General features: G+C 61.9%; 23 protein-coding genes. All 23 read right to left on the bottom strand.

Annotation, left to right across the window (positions count from 1 at the left end):
- Positions 1 to 12: 12 nt before the first annotated feature.
- The 23 genes from POS17_RS08355 to fliF all read right to left on the bottom strand — a co-directional run bounded on the left by POS17_RS08355 (position 13) and on the right by fliF (position 21,866).
- Positions 13 to 801 (bottom strand): protein phosphatase CheZ, encoded by a 789-nt coding sequence (locus POS17_RS08355; RefSeq protein ID WP_047284566.1) that lies wholly within the window; start codon positions 799 to 801, stop codon positions 13 to 15.
- Positions 802 to 831: 30 nt separating this feature from the next.
- Complete coding sequence (locus POS17_RS08350) at positions 832 to 1,203, bottom strand: chemotaxis response regulator CheY (protein ID WP_003183998.1); 372 nt, start codon at positions 1,201 to 1,203, stop codon at positions 832 to 834.
- A 165-nt stretch (positions 1,204 to 1,368) separates the two neighbouring features.
- The gene (gene fliA / locus POS17_RS08345; protein WP_011060003.1) at positions 1,369 to 2,109 is read right to left on the bottom strand and encodes an RNA polymerase sigma factor FliA; all 741 of its coding nucleotides are present in this window, start codon (positions 2,107 to 2,109) and stop codon (positions 1,369 to 1,371) included.
- Positions 2,106 to 2,936, bottom strand: a complete 831-nt coding sequence (gene fleN, locus POS17_RS08340; protein ID WP_016963180.1) for a flagellar synthesis regulator FleN — start codon at positions 2,934 to 2,936, stop codon at positions 2,106 to 2,108. Before fleN ends, fliA begins: the two co-directional genes overlap by 4 nt.
- A gap of 118 nt (positions 2,937 to 3,054) precedes the next feature.
- Positions 3,055 to 4,377, bottom strand: coding sequence for a flagellar biosynthesis protein FlhF (gene flhF / locus POS17_RS08335; protein ID WP_060838154.1), 1,323 nt, complete (start codon positions 4,375 to 4,377; stop codon positions 3,055 to 3,057).
- 11 nt (positions 4,378 to 4,388) lie between these two features.
- Positions 4,389 to 6,518, bottom strand: coding sequence for a flagellar biosynthesis protein FlhA (gene flhA, locus POS17_RS08330; protein WP_060838153.1), 2,130 nt, complete (start codon positions 6,516 to 6,518; stop codon positions 4,389 to 4,391).
- Positions 6,519 to 6,816: 298 nt separating this feature from the next.
- Entirely contained in the window at positions 6,817 to 7,992 is a 1,176-nt protein-coding gene (gene flhB / locus POS17_RS08325; protein ID WP_060838152.1) for a flagellar biosynthesis protein FlhB, read from the bottom strand.
- A gap of 3 nt (positions 7,993 to 7,995) precedes the next feature.
- A complete protein-coding gene (gene fliR, locus POS17_RS08320; protein ID WP_060838151.1) occupies positions 7,996 to 8,778 on the bottom strand; it encodes a flagellar biosynthetic protein FliR in 783 nt (260 codons plus the stop codon).
- A gap of 4 nt (positions 8,779 to 8,782) precedes the next feature.
- Positions 8,783 to 9,052 carry a flagellar biosynthesis protein FliQ gene (gene fliQ, locus POS17_RS08315; RefSeq protein WP_011059988.1) on the bottom strand — a complete coding sequence of 90 codons (270 nt, stop codon included), beginning with the start codon at positions 9,050 to 9,052 and terminating at the stop codon, positions 8,783 to 8,785.
- A gap of 24 nt (positions 9,053 to 9,076) precedes the next feature.
- A complete protein-coding gene (fliP, locus tag POS17_RS08310) occupies positions 9,077 to 9,826 on the bottom strand; it encodes a flagellar type III secretion system pore protein FliP (RefSeq protein ID WP_011059987.1) in 750 nt (249 codons plus the stop codon).
- Positions 9,826 to 10,263 carry a flagellar biosynthetic protein FliO gene (gene fliO / locus POS17_RS08305; RefSeq protein WP_060838150.1) on the bottom strand — a complete coding sequence of 146 codons (438 nt, stop codon included), beginning with the start codon at positions 10,261 to 10,263 and terminating at the stop codon, positions 9,826 to 9,828. The genes fliP and fliO overlap by 1 nt, the downstream gene beginning before the upstream one ends.
- Positions 10,264 to 10,725 (bottom strand): flagellar motor switch protein FliN, encoded by a 462-nt coding sequence (fliN, locus tag POS17_RS08300; protein WP_042940599.1) that lies wholly within the window; start codon positions 10,723 to 10,725, stop codon positions 10,264 to 10,266.
- Between the two features lie 55 nt (positions 10,726 to 10,780).
- Complete coding sequence (fliM, locus tag POS17_RS08295; protein ID WP_011059984.1) at positions 10,781 to 11,749, bottom strand: flagellar motor switch protein FliM; 969 nt, start codon at positions 11,747 to 11,749, stop codon at positions 10,781 to 10,783.
- A gap of 9 nt (positions 11,750 to 11,758) precedes the next feature.
- Positions 11,759 to 12,259 (bottom strand): flagellar basal body-associated protein FliL, encoded by a 501-nt coding sequence (gene fliL / locus POS17_RS08290; protein WP_060838149.1) that lies wholly within the window; start codon positions 12,257 to 12,259, stop codon positions 11,759 to 11,761.
- 153 nt (positions 12,260 to 12,412) lie between these two features.
- A complete protein-coding gene (locus POS17_RS08285; protein WP_060838148.1) occupies positions 12,413 to 13,840 on the bottom strand; it encodes a flagellar hook-length control protein FliK in 1,428 nt (475 codons plus the stop codon).
- A gap of 95 nt (positions 13,841 to 13,935) precedes the next feature.
- Complete coding sequence (locus tag POS17_RS08280) at positions 13,936 to 14,280, bottom strand: Hpt domain-containing protein (RefSeq protein WP_060838147.1); 345 nt, start codon at positions 14,278 to 14,280, stop codon at positions 13,936 to 13,938.
- Positions 14,281 to 14,311: 31 nt separating this feature from the next.
- Positions 14,312 to 16,009: an ATP-binding SpoIIE family protein phosphatase gene (locus POS17_RS08275; RefSeq protein WP_193790982.1), complete on the bottom strand. Its 1,698-nt coding sequence runs from the start codon at positions 16,007 to 16,009 to the stop codon at positions 14,312 to 14,314.
- 14 nt (positions 16,010 to 16,023) lie between these two features.
- Positions 16,024 to 16,329, bottom strand: a complete 306-nt coding sequence (locus POS17_RS08270; protein WP_011059979.1) for an STAS domain-containing protein — start codon at positions 16,327 to 16,329, stop codon at positions 16,024 to 16,026.
- Positions 16,330 to 16,416: 87 nt separating this feature from the next.
- Positions 16,417 to 16,866, bottom strand: coding sequence for a flagellar export protein FliJ (gene fliJ, locus POS17_RS08265; RefSeq protein ID WP_016963162.1), 450 nt, complete (start codon positions 16,864 to 16,866; stop codon positions 16,417 to 16,419).
- A 6-nt stretch (positions 16,867 to 16,872) separates the two neighbouring features.
- Positions 16,873 to 18,231, bottom strand: a complete 1,359-nt coding sequence (gene fliI, locus POS17_RS08260; protein ID WP_060838146.1) for a flagellar protein export ATPase FliI — start codon at positions 18,229 to 18,231, stop codon at positions 16,873 to 16,875.
- The gene (gene fliH, locus POS17_RS08255) at positions 18,221 to 19,057 is read right to left on the bottom strand and encodes a flagellar assembly protein FliH (protein ID WP_060838145.1); all 837 of its coding nucleotides are present in this window, start codon (positions 19,055 to 19,057) and stop codon (positions 18,221 to 18,223) included. The genes fliI and fliH overlap by 11 nt, the downstream gene beginning before the upstream one ends.
- 9 nt (positions 19,058 to 19,066) lie before the next feature.
- Positions 19,067 to 20,086 carry a flagellar motor switch protein FliG gene (gene fliG / locus POS17_RS08250; RefSeq protein ID WP_011059975.1) on the bottom strand — a complete coding sequence of 340 codons (1,020 nt, stop codon included), beginning with the start codon at positions 20,084 to 20,086 and terminating at the stop codon, positions 19,067 to 19,069.
- Positions 20,079 to 21,866 carry a flagellar basal-body MS-ring/collar protein FliF gene (fliF, locus tag POS17_RS08245; RefSeq protein WP_060838144.1) on the bottom strand — a complete coding sequence of 596 codons (1,788 nt, stop codon included), beginning with the start codon at positions 21,864 to 21,866 and terminating at the stop codon, positions 20,079 to 20,081. The genes fliG and fliF overlap by 8 nt, the downstream gene beginning before the upstream one ends.
- Positions 21,867 to 21,881 lie beyond the last annotated feature (15 nt).

Genomic DNA, 21,881 nt, shown 5'->3' with positions numbered 1-21,881 from the left:
TAATGGGTGCTCCTAGAATCCAAGGCTGGAAAGCAAATCGTCTACATCGTCCTGACCGGACATAACGTCTTCCCGTTTATCGGCATGAATCTGCGGACCTTCACCCTTGGCGAGATGTTTTTGCGGATCTTTTTCCGCGAGGATCGATTCACGGTCATGTTCGATACCGGCGAAGCGATCGACCTGGCTGGCCATCAAGACAAGTTTGAGCAGATTGCTTTCGACTTCAGTGACCAACTGGGTCACACGCTTGATCACCTGACCGGTCAGGTCCTGGTAATCCTGCGCCAGCAGAATGTCGTTAAGGTGGCCGGAAACGGTGCGGGTTTCCTGCTCGCTGCGCGTCAGGAAACTGTCGACCCGGCGCGCCAGTTCGCGAAACTCTTCAGCACCGACCTCGCGCCGCATGAAGCGTCCCCAATCTGCGCTCAGGGCCTGGGCTTCAGTGCTCAGGCCATTGACCAGCGGGGTGCTGCTCTCTACCAGGTCCATGGTGCGGTTGGCGGCGGCTTCCGTGAGCCGGACCACATAGGACAGGCGCTCAGTGGCATCCGTGATCTGTGAAACTTCCTCGGCTTGCGGCATGTGCGGGTCAATCTGGAAATTGACGATCGCGCTATGCAACTCGCGGGTGAGCTTGCCCACTTCCTGATACAGGCCGCGGTCACGGGTCTGATTGAGCTCATGGATCAATTGCACAGCTTCGCCGAACTTGCCCTTTTCCAGGCTTTCGACCAGTTCCAGCGCATGTTTTTTCAGGGTCGACTCAAAGTCGCCCAGTGAAGATTCGTTATGCTCCATAGCTCCCCCGTGGCGGAATGGCTACGTACATCAACCGATGCGTTCGAAGATCTTTTCGATCTTCTCTTTCAACGCCTGAGCCGTGAATGGTTTGACTACATAGCCGTTAACGCCGGCCTGGGCAGCTTCGATGATCTGCTCGCGCTTGGCTTCCGCAGTCACCATCAACACCGGCAGGTGCTTGAGCTTTTCATCGGCACGCACGTGGCGCAGCAGGTCGATCCCGGTCATGCCCGGCATGTTCCAGTCCGTTACCAGAAAGTCGATGCTCCCGCTGTTGAGTACCGGAATGGCGGTAGTGCCATCGTCGGCCTCGACCGTGTTGGTGAAACCCAGATCACGCAACAGGTTTTTTATGATCCGCCGCATCGTTGAAAAGTCATCAACGATGAGGATTTTCATGTTCTTGTCCAATTCGACCTCCAAGCAGTCTTAAACGCATCCAGCACCTGAACGCGCCATTCAATCAATTCGGCATAACACACAACGACTGCATGGAGCACATACTGCAAGACCGGCGCAGCGCTTGCCTTACCGGTCCCGATCGCAGTGTCCCCACACTGCCTGTCAGCGCGCTCGCCACTCCCCCAAACGCCCCCGCAAACGGGCCGCGCACTGGCTGTGTAACTGGCTGACCCGCGATTCGCTGACCCCCAGGACCTCACCGATTTCCTTGAGATTCAGTTCTTCGTCGTAGTACAGCGCCAACACCAGTCGCTCGCGCTCCGGCAAATTGGCAATCGCATCCGCCAAGGCAGCCTGGAAGCGTTCATCCTCCAGGTCCCGTGACGGCTCGAGATGAGCACTGGCGCCATCCTCATGCAGCCCTTCATGTTCGCCGTCCTGCAACAGGTCGTCGAAACTGAACAGACGGCTGCCCAAGGTGTCGTTCAAAATCCCGTAATAATCGTCGAGACTCAATTGAAGTTCGGCCGCAACTTCGTGATCTTTAGCGTCACGACCGGTTTTAGCTTCAATTGCACGAATGGCATCGCTGACCATGCGTGTATTACGGTGCACCGAACGCGGTGCCCAGTCGCCTTTGCGAACCTCGTCGAGCATCGCCCCGCGGATACGGATACCCGCATAGGTTTCGAAACTCGCCCCCTTGCTCGCGTCGTACTTGGTCGACACTTCCAGCAAACCGATCATTCCGGCCTGAATCAGGTCTTCCACCTGAACACTGGCCGGCAACCGCGCCAGCAAGTGATAGGCAATGCGCTTGACCAGAGGCGCGTAGCGCTCGATCAATTCATATTGGCTGTCACGTGCCGACTTCTTGTAGAGGTTGTAGCCGCTGGCAGTCATAGCACCGGTCCCGCTGTTTGATGCACTAGGCGCTCGACAAAAAACTCCAGATGCCCGCGTGGGTTCGCCGGCAACGGCCAGGTATCGACTTTTTGCGCGATGGCCTTGAACGCCAATGCACACTTCGAACGAGGAAAGGCTTCATAGACCGCACGCTGCTTTTGCACGGCCTTGCGCACGCTTTCGTCGTAGGGAACTGCGCCGACGTATTGTAAGGCTACGTCCAGAAAGCGATCCGTGACCTTGGTCAATTTTGCAAACAGGTTGCGCCCTTCCTGAGGACTTTGGGCCATGTTGGCCAGGACCCGGAAACGGTTCATGCCGTAGTCGCGGTTGAGCAACTTGATCAGCGCATAGGCATCGGTGATCGAAGTCGGTTCGTCGCAGACCACCAGCAACACTTCCTGGGCCGCGCGTACAAAACTGACTACCGAGTCACCAATACCCGCAGCGGTATCGATCACCAGCACATCGAGGTTGTCGCCGATGTCGCTGAAGGCCTGGATCAGGCCGGCATGCTGGGCGGGACTCAGGTGCACCATGCTTTGGGTACCGGAGGCGGCCGGGACGATACGGATACCGCCGGGGCCCTGGAGCAGCACATCGCGCAACTCACAGCGCCCTTCGATGACATCCGCCAGGGTGCGCTTGGGTGTCAGGCCCAGCAGGACATCGACGTTGGCCAGTCCCAAGTCGGCGTCCAGCAGCAAGACCCGCCGGCCGAGCTCAGCCAGAGCCAGGGACAAGTTCACTGACACATTAGTCTTGCCGACGCCACCCTTGCCGCCGGTCACCGCAATCACCTGTACGGGATGCATGCTGCCCATGTTCTTTCTTTACCTTGTCTTACTTAGACGGGGCCACATAACTGGCTGCGCGTTCACCGTTGGAACAATGCATGGCAGACCATCGATGTAGATACACTGCAATCTTTTCATGTCTAACTCAGCCGACCCGCTTGGTCGGGCTGTGGTAGAGGTCAGCGAACATGTCGGCCATGGCTTCTTCGCTGGGTTCTTCCTGCATCTGCACGCTCACTGCGCGGCTCACCAACTGATGCCGGCGAGGCAGGTGCAAATCGTCAGGAATCCGCGGGCCGTCGGTCAGATAGGCGACCGGCAATTCATGACTGATGGCCAGGCTCAAGACCTCGCCAAGACTGGCTGTTTCATCCAGTTTAGTCAGGATGCAACCGGCCAGACCGCAGCGCTTGTAGCTGTGGTAGGCGGCGGTCAGCACCTGCTTCTGGCTGGTGGTCGCCAGCACCAGATAGTTCTTCGCGCGGATCCCGCGACCGGCCAGGCTTTCCAGCTGCATGCGCAATGCCGGGTCGCTGGCCTGCAGGCCGGCGGTGTCGATCAGCACCACGCGCTTGCGCAGCAGCGGGTCCAGCGCCTGGGCCAGGGATTGGCCAGGATCGACATGGGTCACCGAGACATTGAGGATACGCCCCAACGTCTTGAGCTGCTCCTGGGCGCCGATACGGAAGCTGTCCATGCTGACCAGGGCAATGTTCTGTGCGCCGTACTTGAGTACATAGCGTGCGGCCAGCTTGGCCAGGGTGGTGGTCTTGCCCATGCCGGCGGGGCCGACCATGGCAATTACGCCACCTTCTTCCAGGGGCTCGACTTCCGGCGTCAGGATCATCCGCGCCAGGTGCGCCAGCAGCATACGCCAGGCCTGGCGCGGCTCGTCGATATCGGTGATCAATGCCAGCAGATCACGGGCTAGCGGACCGGACAGGCCGATGCGCTGCAGACGGCGCCAGAGGTTGGCCTGCTCCGGGCGACTGCCCTGCAATTGGCTCCAGGCCAGGGAACCGAGCTGCACTTCCAGCAGCTCGCGCAGGCCGTTGAGCTCGAAACGCATCGAGTCCAGCGCGCGGGAATCCGCAGCCGGTGCGACTGGCGCCGGGGCCGGACGCGGACGCTCGGTCAGGGTCGGCTCGATCAGCGGTTCGGCAGCGGTCAGCGGCAGGCCGGCGAACAGCTGGCGATTGGTGATCGAGGCGTTGTCGCCCTCGCCCCGCAGGCTCAGTTCGGCCTGGGCGGTGACGATCCGCGACTGAGTCTTGCGCAGCTCGTCCTCAAGCTCCATGTTCGGAACCCGTGGCGACAGGGCCGACAACTTGTAATCCAGGGCAGCCGTCAGCTCGACCCCGCCGGCAATCCGCCGGTTGCCGATGATGGCAGCTTCAGCGCCCAACTCATCACGAACCAGTTTCATGGCCTGACGCATATCGGCGGCGAAAAAACGCTTAACTTGCATAACCCACTACCTCAGCCGTTGGGCCCTACTGTCGCAACGATGGTCACTTGCTTGTTGTCGGGAATTTCCTGGTACGCCAGCACATGCAAACCTGGAACGGCGAGACGCCCGAACCGCGAAAGCATGGCGCGGACCGGACCCGCTACCAACAGAATCACCGGTTGACCTTGCATCTCTTGACGCTGCGCCGCTTCGATCAGCGAACGTTGCAGCTTCTCAGCCATGCTTGGCTCCAGCAGAACGCCTTCTTCCTGGCCTTGTCCTGCCTTCTGCAAACTGCTGAGCAAAATTTGTTCCAACCTTGGCTCCAAGGTGATCACAGGCAGCTCAGACTCAGTGCCTACAATGCTTTGGACGATTGCACGAGACAGTCCGACGCGAACCGCCGCGACCAAAGCGGCAGTATCTTGACTCTTGGCGGCATTGTTGGCGATGGCCTCGGCGATGCTGCGGATGTCCCGCACCGGCACCTGTTCGGCCAGCAGCGCCTGCAACACCTTGAGCAGTTGTGACAGCGACAGCACCCCCGGCACCAGTTCTTCCGCCAGCTTTGGCGAACTCTTGGCCAGCAGTTGCATCAGTTGCTGCACTTCCTCGTGACCGATCAGCTCGCTGGAGTGCTTGTAGAGAATCTGGTTCAAGTGGGTGGCGACCACGGTACTGGCGTCCACCACGGTGTAGCCCAGGGACTGCGCCTGGGGCCGCTGGCTGATCTCGATCCACACCGCCTCCAGGCCGAAGGCCGGATCCCGGGCGGAAATGCCGTTGAGGGTGCCGTAGACCTGCCCCGGGTTGATCGCCAGCTCGCGATCCGGGTAGATCTCGGCCTCGGCCAGGATCACCCCCATCAGCGTCAGGCGATAGGCGCTGGGCGCCAGGTCCAGGTTGTCGCGGATATGCACGGTGGGCATGAGGAAACCCAGGTCCTGGGAGAGCTTCTTGCGCACCCCCTTGATCCGCGCCAGCAACTGCCCACCCTGGTTGCGATCCACCAGGGGAATCAGGCGATAACCCACTTCCAGGCCGATCATGTCGATCGGAGTCACGTCGTCCCAGCCCAGCTCCTTGGTTTCCATGGCCCGGGCCGGAGACGGCAGCAGATCCTGCTGACGCTGGATCTCTTCCTGCGCCTTGAGCTTGACCAGATTCTGCTTTCTCCAGACCAGATACGCCGCGCCGCCGGCCACCGCCGCCAGGCTCAGGAAGGAGAAGTGCGGCATGCCCGGCACCAGCCCCATCACCGCCATCAACCCCGCCGCCACCGCCAGCGCCTTGGGCGAGGCGAACATCTGCCGGTTGATCTGCTTGCCCATCTCTTCGGAACCCGAAGCCCGGGTGACCATGATGGCCGCCGCGGTGGACAGCAACAGCGATGGCAACTGCGCCACCAAACCGTCACCGATGGTCAGCAAGGCGTAAACCTTGCCGGCATCGGCAAAGCTCATGTTGTGCTGGAAGATACCGACCGCCATGCCGCCGATCAGGTTGATGAAGAGAATCAGCAGACCGGCGATGGCGTCACCGCGGACGAACTTGCTGGCACCGTCCATGGAGCCGTAGAACTCGGCCTCCTGGGCCACTTCCAGACGGCGCAGCTTGGCCTGGTTCTGGTCGATCAGGCCGGCGTTCAAGTCAGCGTCGATGGCCATCTGCTTACCGGGCATGGCATCCAGGGTGAAGCGTGCGCTCACCTCGGAGATCCGTCCGGCACCCTTGGTCACGACCACGAAGTTGATGATCATGAGGATCGCGAAGACCACGATACCGACCACGTAGTTGCCGCCGATCACCACCTCACCGAAGGCCTGGATCACCTTACCGGCGGCGGCATGGCCCTCCTGGCCGTGAAGCATGACCACCCGGGTCGAGGCCACGTTGAGCGCCAGACGCAACAGCGTCGCCACCAGCAGGATGGTGGGGAACACGGCAAAGTCCAACGGCCGCAGGGCATACACGCAAACCAGCAGGACCACGATCGACAGGGCGATGTTGAAGGTGAAGAACACGTCCAGCAGGAACGCCGGCACCGGCAGCATCATCATGGCCAGCATGACCAACAGCAGCACCGGTACACCCAGGTTGCCTCGACCGAGGTCAGCCAGGTTACTGCGAGCCGTGCTGATTAACTGAGAGCGATCCACCGATTTACCCCGTTCCGTAAAGCAAACTTTTGACGCCTGAAGCGGCACGGGGCTGCTACTGCAAGAAGCCTTCCAACTTTGCCGCAGAGCGTGATCGCGCCCTGAACCTGAAGGAATCCGGGTGTCGACGGACAAGATCGCGAGGCCACCCTCATGGGCAAGAGGGACGACGCAGGTCAGCTGCAGGAGCCAGGGTTACAAGGCCAGATAATGGCAATTAGCCATTTTTCTGACTGAATCAGGTCCCGTTCGCCGATAAAGCCGCGCCCGGTCGATGCCCGCCCCTGGATACCCGTACCTAGAGAGGCTCCACCGGGCCGCCGGGGGATTGCTTGCCGGACGTGTCACGCCGCAAGTCTGGCGGAATCGGCAGATCCTTGAGCGGATCGGGGCGCTTGCCCTTGCCCGCGCGATGCTGACGGATCTGGTAGACGTAGGCCAGGACCTGAGCCACCGCCAGGTACAGGCCCGCCGGGATCTCTTCCTCAAGTTCGGTGGAGTAGTAGATCGAACGCGCCAGCGCCGGGGATTCCAGCAGCATCACTTCATGGGCCACGGCAATTTCGCGGATCTTCAAGGCCAGAAAATCGCTGCCCTTGGCCAGCAGCACTGGCGCCCCGCCCTTCTCGGCGTCGTACTTGAGAGCCACGGCGTAGTGGGTCGGGTTGGTGATGACCACGTCGGCCTCGGGAATCGCGGCCATCATCCGCCGCTGGGACATCTCGCGCTGAGTCTGGCGAATCCGCTGCTTGACCTCGGGCCGCCCCTCCTGATCCTTGTGCTCGTCACGCACTTCCTGCTTGGTCATCAGCAGTTTCTTGTGGGCCTGATACATCTGCACCGGCACATCCACCGCGGCGATCAGGATCAGCCCGCACGCCATCCACAAGGTACTCCAGCCCACCACCTGGACGCTGTGGATGATCGCCAGCTCGAGGGGTTCGTGGGCGATCCGCAGCAGGTCGTCAATGTCCGACGACAACACCGAAAGCGCCACGAACAGCACCAGACCGAACTTGGCCAGGGCCTTGAGCAATTCGATCACCGCCGAGAAGGCAAACATCCGCTTGAGGCCGGCGGCCGGGTTCATCCGACTGAACTTGGGCGCCAGGCTCTTGCCCGCGAACAGCCAGCCCCCCAGGGAAATCGGACCGATGATGGCCGCCAGCAGCAAGGTCAAAAGCACCGGCTGCACCGCCAGGATGGCGATCTTGCCCGAGTGCAGCAGGTACTGCCCCATGGCTCCCGGGCTGAGCAGCACCTCCCGGGGCAAGGAAAAATTCAGGCGCATGATTTCCAGCAGGTCCTGGGCCAGGCCACCGCCATACACCAGCAGACCGCCCGCCCCCGCCAACATGATCGCCAGGGTATTGAGCTCCTTGGAACGAGCGATCTCGCCCTTTTCCCGGGAGTCCTTCTTGCGCTTCTCCGTGGGGTCTTCTGTCTTGTCCTGACCGCTTTCGCTCTCGGCCATGGCTCAGCGCGCCTTTGCCAGTTCGCGTAAGAACTGCAGGGCCTCGGAGGCCAGCGGTTGATACTGGTTGAGAATGTCGGCCAGGCTGATCCAGACGATGGCCATGCCCAGCACCAGGGTCAGCGGGAAACCGATGGAGAAGATGTTCAACTGCGGCGCCGCCCGGGTCATCACGCCAAAGGCGATGTTGACCACCAGCAGGGCCGTGATCGCCGGCAGCACCAGCAGCAGCGCCGCCCCCAGCACCCAGCCCAGCTTGCCCGCCAGCTCCCAGTAGTGATTGACCATCAGGCCGCCCCCAACAGGCAGCGTGGTAAAGCTCTCGGTGAGTACCTCGAACACCACCAGATGGCCGTTCATGGCCAGGAACAGCAAGCTCACCAGCATGGTGAAGAACTGCCCGATCACCGCCACCGACACGCCGTTGGTGGGGTCGACCATGGAGGCGAAGCCCATGCCCATCTGGATCGCCACGATCTGCCCGGCAACCACGAAGGACTGGAAGAACAACTGCAGCGAGAAGCCCAGCACCGCGCCGATCAGGATCTGCTCGGCAATCAGCAGCAGGCCGCTGAGGTCCAGGGCATGCACCTCGGGCATGGGCGGTAGGCCCGGAGCGATGACCACGGTAATCGCCAGGGCGAAGTACAGACGCACGCGACGCGGCACCAGGGTGGTACCGAAGATCGGCATCACCATCAGCAGCGAAGTGACCCGGAACAGCGGCAGCATGAAGCTCGCCACCCAGGTACTGATCTGGGTGTCGGTCAACGCCAGCAGGGACATCGGCTCAGCCGATCAGCTGAGGAATACTGCCGTACAACTGACGGATGTATTCCATGAAGGTTTGCACCAGCCAGGGGCCGGCGACGATCAGGGTCACCAGCATCACCAGCAGGCGCGGCAGAAAGCTCAGGGTCTGCTCGTTGATCTGGGTGGCCGCCTGGAACATGGCCACCATCAAGCCCACCAGCAGGCTGGGCACCACCAGCACCGCCACCATCATGGTGGTCAGCCAGAGCGCTTCGCGAAACAGGTCTACCGCGACTTCAGGAGTCATTGTCGAGTACCCGCTAACAAGGTTTTAGACACCGCCGAAACTGCCCGCCAAGGTGCCGATGATCAATGCCCAGCCGTCCACCAGAACGAACAGCATGATCTTGAACGGCAGGGAAATGATCAGCGGCGAGAGCATCATCATCCCCATCGCCATCAGCACACTGGCCACCACCAGGTCGATGATCAGGAACGGGATGAAGATCATGAAGCCGATCTGGAACGCGGTCTTGAGCTCGGAGGTGACGAAGGCCGGCACCAGAATGGTCAGCGGCGCCTGGTCGGGACTGGCGATGTCGGTGCGCTTGGACAGGCGCATGAACAGCTCCAGGTCACTGCTGCGGGTCTGCGCCAGCATGAAGTCCTTGATCGGCACCTGCGCCTTGGCCACCGCATCCTGGGCGGTGAGTTTTTCCGCCAGGTAGGGCTGCAAGGCATCCTGATTCACCCGATCGAATACCGGCGCCATGATGAACATGGTGAGGAACAGCGCCATGCCGGTGAGGATCTGGTTCGATGGGGTCTGCTGCAGGCCCAGGGCCTGACGCAGGATCGAGAAGACAATGATGATCCGGGTAAAGCTGGTCATCAGCATGACGAACGCCGGGATGAAGCTCAGCGCGGTCATGATCAGCAGAATCTGCAGGCTGACCGAGTATTCCTGCTGGCCGCTGGCGTTGGTGCCAAGGGTGATCGCCGGGATCGACAACGGGTCGGCGGCCAGCGCCAGTGGCGCCGCCAACATCAGTGCCAACGTCAAGATGATGCGCAACGGCATTACTTCTTATCCTTCTGATCCTTGCCCAACAGCTCCATCAGGCGCTGGGCGAACTCGGGCGTCGCCTGCTCGGCACTGGGCACCTGCACCGGCTCTTTGAGTACATGCAACGCAGTGATGGTGCCCGGGGTCAGGCCCAGCAGAACCTGCTCATTGCCCACCTGCACCAGCACCAGGCGATCCCGCGGCCCCAATGCGCGGGAGCCGATCAGTTCGATCACCTGGCCCTTGCCCGCAGGACCGGCCTGCTGCACCCGGCGCAACAGCCAGGCGAGGAAGAAGATCAGCCCAATCACCAGCAGTAGCCCCAGCACCAGCTGGGTCAGCTGGCCACTGACGCTGCCCACTGCGGGCGCTGCAGCCGCGGCACTCGCCACCGGCTCCGCAGCCAGGGCGCTCAGAGGCAAACCGAGCACAACGCCAGGCAGCTTGTTCACTTAGCGCAGCTTCTTGATGCGTTCGCTGGGGCTGATCACGTCGGTCAGGCGAATGCCGAACTTTTCGTTGACCACCACCACTTCGCCGTGTGCGATCAGGGTGCCGTTGACCAGCACGTCCAGCGGCTCGCCGGCCAGGCGGTCAAGCTCGATCACCGAACCCTGGTTGAGCTGCAACAGGTTGCGGATGTTGATATCGGTGCTGCCCACTTCCATGGAGATCGACACCGGAATGTCGAGAATCACATCCAGGTTGGGGCCATCCAGAGTGACCGGCTCGTGACTCTTGGGCACGCTGCCGAACTCTTCCATCTGCAAACGCCCGGAACTTGACGCCGCCCCAGCATCGGCCGCCAACAGAGCGTCGATATCCGCTTGACCGGCATCACCGGTTTCTTCCAGTGCAGCAGCCCATTCGTCGGCCAGTGCCTGGTCGTCCTGGGAGTTAATTTCGTCAGCCATCATGGGTCCTCGACGGGCAAAAATTCATTGAACAGCAAACAGGTTGGAGCGCCGCTCAACGGCGCTCGATCGGCTCGATCACTTGCAGCGCCAGGTTGCCCTTGTGGGAACCCAGCTTGACCTTGAACGACGGTACGCCGTTGGCGCGCATGATCATGTCTTCCGGCAGCTCCACCGGGATCACATCGCCCGGCTGCATGTGCAGGATGTCCCGCAGGCGCAACTGACGACGAGCCACGGTGGCGCTCAGCGGTACGGCCACATCCAGCACGTCCTCGCGCAGGGCCTTGCTCCAGCGCTCGTCCTGGTCGTCCAGGTCGGACTGGAAGCCGGCGTCGAGCATTTCCCGGATCGGCTCGATCATCGAGTACGGCATGGTCACGTGCAGGTCGCCGCCACCGCCATCGAGTTCGATATGGAAGGTCGACACCACGATGGCCTCGCTGGGACCGACGATGTTGGCCATGGCCGGGTTCACTTCGGAGTTTATGTACTCGAAGTTGACCGGCATGATCGCCTGCCAGGCTTCCTTCAGATCGACGAAGGCCTGCTCCAGCACCATGCGCACCACCCGCAGCTCGGTCGGGGTGAATTCACGCCCTTCGATCTTGGCGTGACGGCCGTCGCCACCGAAGAAGTTGTCCACCAGCTTGAACACCAGCTTGGCGTCGAGAATGAACAGCGCCGTGCCACGCAGCGGCTTGATCTTCACCAGGTTGAGGCTGGTGGGCACGTACAGCGAGTGCACGTACTCACCGAACTTCATGACCTGCACGCCACCTACCGCCACATCGGCGGAACGACGCAGCATGTTGAACATGCTGATCCTTGTATAGCGGGCGAAACGCTCGTTGATCATTTCCAGGGTCGGCATGCGTCCGCGGACGATGCGATCCTGGCTGGTCAGGTCGTAGCTTTTGACACTGCCGGGTTCGGCAGCGTGTTCGGTCTGTACCAGACCGTCGTCGACACCATGCAACAGTGCGTCGATCTCATCCTGGGACAGCAGGTCCTGCACGGCCATGTCGTGTTCCTACTGCAGTACGAAGTTAGTAAAGAGCAACTGCTCGACCACCACTTTGCCCACCTCTTTCTGCGCCACTTCCTGGACGCTGGCCGTAGCCTTCTGGCGGAGCATTTCCTGACCGACCGGAGTCGCCAGGGTGTCGAAATTCTGTCCGGAGAAAAGCATTACCAGGTTGTTGCGGATCACCGGCATGTGCACTTTCAGCGCATCCAGATCGGCCTGGTTGCGCGCCAGCAGGGTAATGCTCACCTGCATGTAGCGCTGCCGGCCATTCTGCGTGTAGTTGGCGACAAAGGCCGGAGCCATGGGCTCGTAGATCGCCGCCGGCTTGACATTGCTGGCGGTTTCCGCGGCCGGGGCGGGCTTGCTCTGGGAGCTGTGCATGAAATACCAGGTGGCGCCGACCGACAGGCCGATGGCCAGCAACAACGCCAGGACAATCAAGAGGATAAGCTTGAGTTTGCTTTTCCCTGCGGTGGGTTTCTCTGCTGCTTCGCTCTTCGCCATGCCAATAATCCGTCACTATTCGGGGGTTCACAGTCGCACGGCAAGGCAAGAGCAAGTGTTATGCCAGATTTGTCTGGAATGCGGGGATGAGCTGCGGGGAGGGAGAAGCAAGGGCCATGGCGAGCGGATCGCCACGACCCCTTTGTCACTCAATCAAGCGTAATAGTCGACCGCGCTGGTACCAATGACCGTCTGCACGGGCGCGGCCACTTCAGCCACGCCATGGGGCAACTCTTCGTCGCCACCGTCCAGGCTTGTGCCACGGGTGCTGGAGCCACTGCGACGGGCCTGTTCCTGCTGGGCCTGCTCCTGCCCCTGCCAGCCGCGGGACTGATCGGATACGTTGACGTCCACCTGCCCCAGCCCCTGCTGGTTGAACATGTCCCGCATGCGGTGCATCTGCCCCTCCAGGGCTTCGCGGACGCCGGCATGGGCACTCATGAAGGTCACCTGGGTCTGCTGGTCGGGGATCATGTGCACGCGAATATCCAGGCGCCCCAGCTCCGCAGGCTGCAACTGGATGTCCGCCGACTTGAGGTTGGCACTGGACAGGTACATCACCCGGTTGACCACTTCATCGGTCCAGCCGCTCTGGTGCATGGCCAGGGGCTGGTTGACCGGCACCGCGTTGGCGGTCTTGGGCGTTGCCGCCTGAGTCAGAGCCGCCAGGCGATTGGCGAAATCATCCACCCGGGTATCGCTGGAAGCCCCCTTGAGGTCTTTCAGGCCATCGGCAATCAGACCGGTGAAGGCCTTTTCACCGCCTTGCTCAGTACCGCCTTTGCCGGCCTGCTGCTCCAACATGCCGACCATGGCATTGGCGAAATTCTGCACCGACGCCAACTGACCCTCAGTATTGGCGCTCGCCGGTGCGGCCTTAGGCTGAGACTGACTGGAAGCCGAGACGTGACCGCCCTGCTCCATGGCCAGGCGCACTGCCGGCATGGCATCCAGAGGATCGGCCTCGGGGTCGAACACGGCCTTGGGCGGCTCGGCCGCAGGGGCCACCGCCGGCACTGCCGCGGCCACCACTGCCGGCACCACCACGGGCACTTCAACCTGAGGTTGCGGCGCTGCCACCGGCGGCACTTCGGCAACCTGAGGCTGGGGCTGGATGGCCGGCAACAGACCAGGGTCCAGCGGTGCCGGATTTACCGAAGCATCGGCCTGGGAGTTATCGACCGACTGGCTATCAGCCGACTTGCTGTCGGCCGGCTTACTGTCGTCACTGGCGGCGCTGGCCGTTTTGCTGTCGCTGCTCGTCGACTTGTCGGCAGGCAAGGATTTGCCGCTATCGGCAACCACGGGCTGCGACGCGGCAGACTGATTGCTGGCGACATCTTTCTTTGGACTATTGTCGGCGCCCTTGTCACGCACCGGCCTGGGCGAGTTGTCGGCAAAGGTCGGCGACTTGCTCAGCGGCTGGCTCTGGGCCTCCTTGGCATAGAGCTGGGCGAAGCTGGACGCCTTGTCACCAGGCTCGGCAACGCTTGCCAGGGGGCTGGCAGGAGTCGCTTGAGTCTTGGACTTAGCGCTGGCCTGAGCGGTGGCCTGAAGAAGCGTATTAGGGGTAACAGCCATGGGACAGTCTCCGCTGCACGGGGATCGTAGGTACAGTCGGGAAACTTTATTGCAAAGGTCGAGCCAGTTTCGTCAACCCGCTGAAAAAATATTGCTCAACAGTGAAAGCGCTGCAGTTCCTGCTCGCACAAGCGCCGGACAATGGCGAACTCGCCATCAATCTCCCCTACCAGGCGAGCTATGCCGTCAGTGGCGGACTGCCCGGCCCGCAACTCCAGCTCATGGCAGAGTTCCGCCAGGCGGATGGCCCCCATGTTGCTGCTGCTGCCCTTGAGGCTGTGAGCGGTGGCCACCAGTTGCAGAGCGTCCTCGGACTGGTGCAACAACCGCACCCGCTCCTCGGAATCGCAGACGAACGTGTCCAGCAGGACGGGGTATTCATCCTCCATGACTTCCTGCAATGCATTGAGCACCGTGTGGTCCAGATGGATCTCAGCCACTTGTTCACTCCTTGATCAAGAAACTTCGGGATTATGCCAGAGCGTCCCAGGAAAACTCCACGCAGACACTGCGCCCATCGTCCGACCACAGAGCCTCGCGGCTCATCTGTCGGATCAGGCTGACGCCACGCCCCGAAAACCGTCCGGCATCGTTGGGACGGGCCAGAACGGCCGCCACATCAAAGCCCTCGCCACTGTCTTCGACCCGCACCACCAGACGCCCTCCCGCCTCCAGCGGCTGTACCTGCAGGTGCACCCGGACAAACCCTTCCTGCAACTGCTCCAGCCGCGTCGCACGCTCGCGGTAGTAGCGGGTAAACCCCTCGGCATCGCGCTTGAGCCGGGAGTCGAGCTTGAGCACTCCATGCTCCAGAGCATTGGAATAGAGCTCGGCCAGGACACTGTAAAGAGCCCCGCTCTGGGAGCGCAGGCCATGCACTTCAAGCAGCAGTTGCAACAGGTATGGCAGCGGATTGAAGCGCTTGAGGGTGGCCGCGCGAAACTCGAAGCTCAACGACCAATCCAGTGGACAGGACTGGCCGCTGTCGGAGTACACCGGGGCTGGCGGCGTCAACCTGGGAAACTCCGGCAACCCGACCTCGACCATGCTCACATCGTCCCGGGCACTGCCGCCAAAGCTCTCCAGGGCCTGCTGGACCTCCTCGAACAGTCGCTCCGGCTGGCGGTTGGCGGCGAACACCCGATGCAGTCGTTCCACGCCAAACAGCTCCTCCTCGGCATTGCAGGTGTCGATCACCCCGTCGGACAGCAGGAACACCCGATCTCCGGGCATCATGGAGAACACCTCGGTACGATCCTCGAACGCCTCGGCACTCAATATGCCAAGGGGCAGATGCCGCGCCACCAGGGGCGTGCGCGCATCACCGGCATGGCGATACAGGTAGCCCTCGGGCATGCCGCCGTTCCACACCTCCACCGACCGTCGCTGGTAGCTCAGGCACAACAGGGTCGCGCAACAAAACATGTCCACCGGCAGGATGCGCTTGAGCTTGGCGTTCATCTCCCGCAGGGTTTCCGGCAAACCGTAGCCCTTGGCGGTCATGCCATAGAACACTTCGGCCAGAGGCATCGCCCCGACGGCCGCAGGCAATCCGTGCCCGGTGAAATCCCCCAGCAGCACATGCATGTCCCCCGCCGGGGTATAGGCCGCCAGCAACAGATCGCCGTTGAACAGCGCATAAGGCGATTGCAGATAGCGGATGTTCGGCGCATCCAGGCAGCCGGAGTGGGCCACCTTGTCGAACACCGCCTTGGCCACTCGCTGCTCGTTGAGCAGGTAATCGTGGTGACGGGTGATCTGATCGCGCTGGGCCAGCACGGTTTCCTGCAGGCGGCGCAATCGATCCATGGCGTTGATCTTGGCGCCCAGGATGACCGGGTTGTAAGGCTTGGCCAGAAAGTCGTCGCCGCCCGCCTCCAGACAACGGGCGAGCGCCTCGCTCTCACTCAGGGAGGTCAGAAAGATGATCGGTACCAGGGTCTCGCCCGCCAGGGCCTTGATCCGCCGCGCCGCCTCGAAGCCGTCCATCACCGGCATCAGCGCATCCATCAGCACGATCTGTGGCCGCTGCTGCTCGAACAGCGCCAGGGCCTCGGCGCCATTGCCGGCCACCAGTACCTGATGCCCCTGGCGCCGGATAATGCCGGACAGCAGCAGACGATCCGCCGCGCCATCTTCGGCAATCAGCACACACAGGGGCTCGGCCATCGAGCGCAGCCCGCTCAACTGATATCGAAAAGCTTGTCGAAATTGGAGATGGCGAGAATCTTGCGCACATCCGAGTTGCTGTTGATCACCCGGACATCGGCATTGTCACCGCCGGCATGGTCACGCAGCAGTAGCAGCATGCCCAGGGCAGAGCTGTCGAGGTAGGTGGCTTCCTTGAGATCCACCACGATGGACTCCGGTGTCCGATTGAGCCGCTCATAGGATTCGCGAAACTCCTGATGACGCCCGAAATCAAAGCGCCCACGGATGGAGATCGTGAGTTTCTGACCGTCCGGGGATATTTCTGTAACGACCGACATGTGACTGCTTCCTTGTCATTGACGACGTTTAAAAGGTTTAGCACCCACCGGGCAGACGAACAACCTGCAGACGAAAAATGAGCGCAATCAGTAGGGATTCTGACGGGGCAGACGCTGGGAAAGTTCATCCAGCAACTTCTGTTCGCGCTTGTCCTCAAGCGCCCGAGCCTCGTCAATGTAGCGCTGCACCAGCTTGCGCAGCCCTTCCACCCGGGCATAAGCCTGCTGCCAGGCCTCCCGCGCGCGATCGAGGTTGTTCTGATGCCAGGCCAGGCTTTGCCGCTGCTGGGCCACCGCCGTGTCCAACTGACTGAGAAAGTACTGGTAGTTCATCAGCCAGTGACCGCTGACGCCCAGCTTGCCGCGCTCGACCCACTGCTCCTGGTAATCGCCGCGAAAGCGCTCCAGATCCCCCAGCTTGCTCTCGGCCACGCGCACCTGGCCATGGAAGTACTCCAGGCGCTGGGCAGCGGTACGCTCGGCGCTTTCAGCCATGTCCACCACCGGCGCCAGGCGCGCCGCACGGCTATCGGCCATGGCCGGTTAACCGCCCGCCGCCGGAGCGAAAAGCATCTCCAGATGGGTTTGGCTGTGGCCCAGGCTGACGTTGTCGTTCAGCCCCTGGCGCAGGTAGGCAACCATGGCCGGCTGCAGGGAAATCGCCGTGTCGGTGTCGCGATCACCGCCTGCCACGTAGGCGCCGACGCTGATCAGATCCCGCGCCTGCTGATAACGCGACCACAACTGCTTGAAGTACTGGGCCCGCGCCATGTTGTCGGGGCTGATCACCGCCGGCATGACCCGGCTGATGGAGGCTTCGATGTCGATGGCGGGATAATGCCCTTCCTCCGCCAGGCGCCGGGACAGCACGATATGCCCGTCGAGCACGCCTCGGGCCGAGTCGGCGATAGGATCCTGCTGGTCATCGCCCTCCGACAGCACGGTGTAGAAGGCCGTGATCGAACCACCGCCGGCCTCGGCGTTACCGGCCCGCTCCACCAGCTTGGGCAGCTTGGCGAACACCGAAGGCGGATAACCCTTGGTGGCGGGCGGCTCGCCAATGGCCAGGGCGATTTCCCGCTGTGCCTGGGCGAAACGAGTCAGGGAATCCATCAGCAACAGGACATTCTTGCCCTTGTCGCGAAAATATTCGGCGATCCGCGTGCAGTACATTGCCGCCCGCAACCGCATCAGCGGCGCGTCGTCCGCCGGCGAAGCCACCACCACCGAACGCTTGAGGCCTTCTTCGCCCAGGATGTGTTCGATGAACTCCTTGACCTCACGCCCCCGCTCACCGATCAGCCCGACCACGATAATGTCGGCCTCGGTGAAGCGGGTCATCATCCCCAGCAGCACACTCTTGCCCACACCGGTACCGGCGAACAGGCCAAGACGCTGGCCGCGCCCCACCGTCAATAAACCGTTGATGCTGCGAATCCCCACATCCAGCGGCTGACTGATGGGATCGCGCTTGAGGGGGTTGATGGTTGGACCATCCATCGGCACCCAGTCTTCGGCGCGCATGGAGCCCTTGCCGTCCAGCGCCCGACCGGCGCCATCCAGCACGCGTCCGAGCATGCTCATGCCCATGGGCAGGCGCCCGGTGTCGGCCTGAGGCACCACCCGGGCACCCGGCGCAATCCCGGCGACACTGCCCACCGGCATCAGGAACACCTTGCCTCCGGAGAACCCCATGACCTCGGCCTCGACTTGGACCGGGTGATAGCTGTCATCGTTGATCACCAGGCAACGAGTGCCCATGGCGGCACGCAATCCTTCCGCTTCCAGGGTCAGGCCGACCATGCGCAGCAGACGCCCCTCCAGGATGGGCTGACCAGGCAGCTTGACGGCCTCGGCGTAGCTCCCCAGACGCTTGCCGAAACTGGTGCGTTCAAGGCGCATCAGCGGCTTCCGCAGGCTCGGGGTGCTCGGTGACGAAAGATTGCTCGGGATCGATATCCGCCACCGACGGCGTCCGCGGCCCCAGATCCAGGCTCAGGTCCGCAGCGCCCGGGTGCAGCGACTGCTCGTGCATCCGATCGAACAATTGATCCATGGCTTGGGTAATGCGGGTTTCGACGCTGGCATCGATGCGACTGTGCTCGGTTTCGACCCGACAGCCGCCAGGCAGCAGTGCCTCGTCTTCGACGATGCGCCAGCTTTCCTCATGCCGCTCGCGCAGGCTCTTGACCTGCTCGAAGTCCTGCGGATTGACGTAGAGACGCACATTGCCGACACCCAGGGGCAGCAGCTTGAGGGCTTCGCGCATGACGTGCTCGATCTGGCTGGAATCCATCGCCAATTCACGCTGGATCACCTCACGGGCGACATGCTTGACCAGTTCCACCAGGGTTTTCTCGATCTGCATGTCCTGCTCGGCAATCGGCTCGAACAGGTTGACCATCAGTTGCTCGAGGGCCTGCAACTTGGCGACCAGAGCGACTTCAGCTTCCTGCCGGACCTTGAGCGTAGTGCTGTGGAAGCCTTCTTTCTCGCCGGTGGCAAAACCTTCGTTATAGGCTTCCTGACGAATGCTCTCGAGCTCTTCAAGGGTCAGCGGCTGGACTTCCTCCAGCGGCACTTCCTCGATCTCTTCCGGAATCTCTTCAGGCTCCGGCTCCGGCTCGGGCGGCTCGGGATCGAAACTGGGCAGCGCCCAGACGTCAAAACCCTCGACGTCCCGGGCGCGAATCAGTTCGCTGTGGGACTCATCACTGCTGGACGACATAAAGCGACCTTAGATCATTTCTTCGCCGCCCTTCCCGCCGAGAACGATCTCTCCGGCTTCGGCCATACGGCGGGCAATGGTGAGGATTTCCTTCTGCGCCGTTTCCACGTCGCTGACGCGAACCGGCCCCTTGGCTTCCAGATCGTCGCGCAGCAGCTCCGCCGCACGTTTGGACATGTTCTTGAAGATCTTTTCCTTGACCCCTTCGTCCGACCCCTTGAGGGCCAGCACCAGCACGTCGGAAGACACTTCGCGCAACAGCGCCTGAATGCCGCGATCGTCGACATCGGCCAGGTTGTTGAACACGAACATCAGATCTTCGATCTGGCCGGACAGGTCTTCGTCGACTTCGCGGATCGAATCCATCAACTGGCCTTCGATCGAGCTGTCGAGGAAGTTCATGATGTCGGCCGCACGCTTGATACCGCCCAAAGTGGTACGGGAGGCGTTGGAGTTACCGGAGAACTGCTTCTCGAGAATCTGGTTCAGCTCTTTGAGCGCCGCCGGCTGCACGGTATTGAGCGAGGAAACCCGCAAGATGATATCCAGTCGCGCCTTGTGGTCGAAGTTGCCCAGCACTTCACCGGCTTGATCCGGATCCAGATAGGCGACGACGATCGCCTGGATCTGCGGGTGCTCGTAACGAATCACGTCCGCCACCGCCCGGGGCTCCATCCACTTCAGGCTGTCCAGGCCGCTGGTGTTGCCACCCAGCAGGATGCGGTCGATCAGGCCGTTGGCCTTGTCTTCGCCCAGGGCCTGGGTGAGCATTTTGCGCACGTAGTCATCGGACCCCACGCCCAGGCTGGTCTGATCGCCGACGATGTCGACGAACTCGCTCATCACCTGCTCGACCTGCTCGCGGTGCACGTTGCCCATCTGCGCCATGGCCACACCCACACGCTGGACCTCTTTGGGCCCCATGTGGCGCAGCACCTGCGCGGCATCGGTGGACCCCAGGGACAGCAGCAGAATCGCGGCTTTGTCGACCCGGGTCAGTTTGGCGGTAGCGGCTCGGTTATCACTCATCTGCGTTAATCCACTCTTTCACGACCTGAGCCACACGACCCGGGTCTTCAGCCACCAGACTCTTGATTGCGTTCAACTGAGCGTCATAGCCCTCGCTCGGGCTCGGCAGCAGGATGCTTTGCGGACCACCGAGGCTGACGCGATCGTTGGCCAACTCGCCATCCAGGCCGCCCATGCCGCCCAGTTCGACATCACTGCCAAGACCTGCCAATTGCTTGTCTTTGCCACCGCCGGTGATGTTGTTGAGCACCGGACGCAGGACACCGAACACCAGCACCAGGATGAACAGCACGCCCAGGACCTGCTTGACGATGTCCCAGAACCAAGGTTGCGAATAGAACGGAATATCGGCGACCGCTTCTCCACGCTCGGCGGAGAATGGCACGTTGATCACACTGACGCTGTCGCCACGGCTGGCATCGAAACCTACCGCGTCCTGCACCAGTCGGGTGAACCGCGCCAATTCGTCGGCGCTCCAGGGAGCACGGGTGGTTTCGCCATTGGCCGGATTGACCTTGACCTGATCGTCCACCACCACCGCTACCGACAGGCGATTGACCCGACCCTGCTGCTGCTTGGTGTGGCTGATGGAGCGATCGAGCTCGAAGTTCTTGGTGGATTGTTGACGCTTGTCCGCCGGGTAAGGTGCCAGCATCGGCTGACCGGTGGCCGGATCCATGACCTGTTGGCCATTGGCATCCAGCAGCGGCTGGCCGGGTTGCACCATGCCCGCAGAGGCAGTCGCGCCCCCAGTGGTTTGCGGCGCCGACGCCGGTGACGGCGGTTGGTTGCTCAGAGCACCCGGCACGCCTTGCGGGCCATTGCTGCTGGAGCGCTGTTCGTTGACCGATTGCTCGCTGCGCAGGGCCGGCTGATCGGGGTTGAACTGCTCGGAAGTGGACTCCACCGCGCTGAAGTCGACATCTGCCGAGACTTCAGCCTTATAGCGATCGTTGCCCAGCACCGGCTGCAGAATGTTGTGCACCCGCTGGGTCAGCATGCTTTCCAGGCGACGGCTGTAATCGAACTGTTTGCCGGCCATGGTCAATGCGGAGTTTTCCGCCTGATCGGAGAGCAGGTTGCCCTTCTGGTCGACCACGGTGACTTGGGACTTGCTCAGCTCAGGAACGCTGGTGGCCACCAGGTTGACGATGGCCATGACCTGACCCGGCTCCAGAGAGCGACCGGAGTACAGCTCTACCAGTACCGATGCGCTGGGCTTGCGCTCGTCGCGGACGAACACCGAGCTTTTCGGAATCGCCAGGTGCACGCGGGCGCCCTTGACGTTGTTTAGGCTGGAGATGGTCCGGGCCAGCTCGCCTTCCAGGCCGCGACGATAGCGGGTCGCTTCCATGAACTGGCTGGTACCCAGGCCCTGGTCCTTATCGAGGATCTCGAAGCCGACGTTACCGTCTCCCGGCGCCACGCCAGCGGCAGCCAGCTTCATGCGAGCTCGGGACAGATCATCGGCCTTGACCAGCAAGGCACCGGAATTAGGCTCGACGGTATAAGGAATGTCGGCAGAAGCCAGGGTATCCATGACCTGCTTGGCATCCATACCGGCCAGGCTGCCGTACAGCGGCCGGTAATCGGGCTGCTGCGACCACAGCACCACGGCAAAGCCGATCGCCACGCTGGCGGCCAGGCCTACCAACAGGCCAACCTGACGCAGCATGGTCATCTGGGACAGGTTTTCCAGGAAGGACAGACCGAACAGCGGCGGTTTACCGTCTATCGGGGTGGCCTTGGCCGGTACGTTATCGGCGACTGCTTCTGCCATGACTCAATCTCGTCC

It is taken from the genome of Pseudomonas sp. Os17, from assembly GCF_001547895.1.
GTDB lineage: Bacteria > Pseudomonadota > Gammaproteobacteria > Pseudomonadales > Pseudomonadaceae > Aquipseudomonas.
Note: the sequence above shows the minus strand (reverse complement) of the source record. Positions and strands in the feature narration are given on the sequence as shown.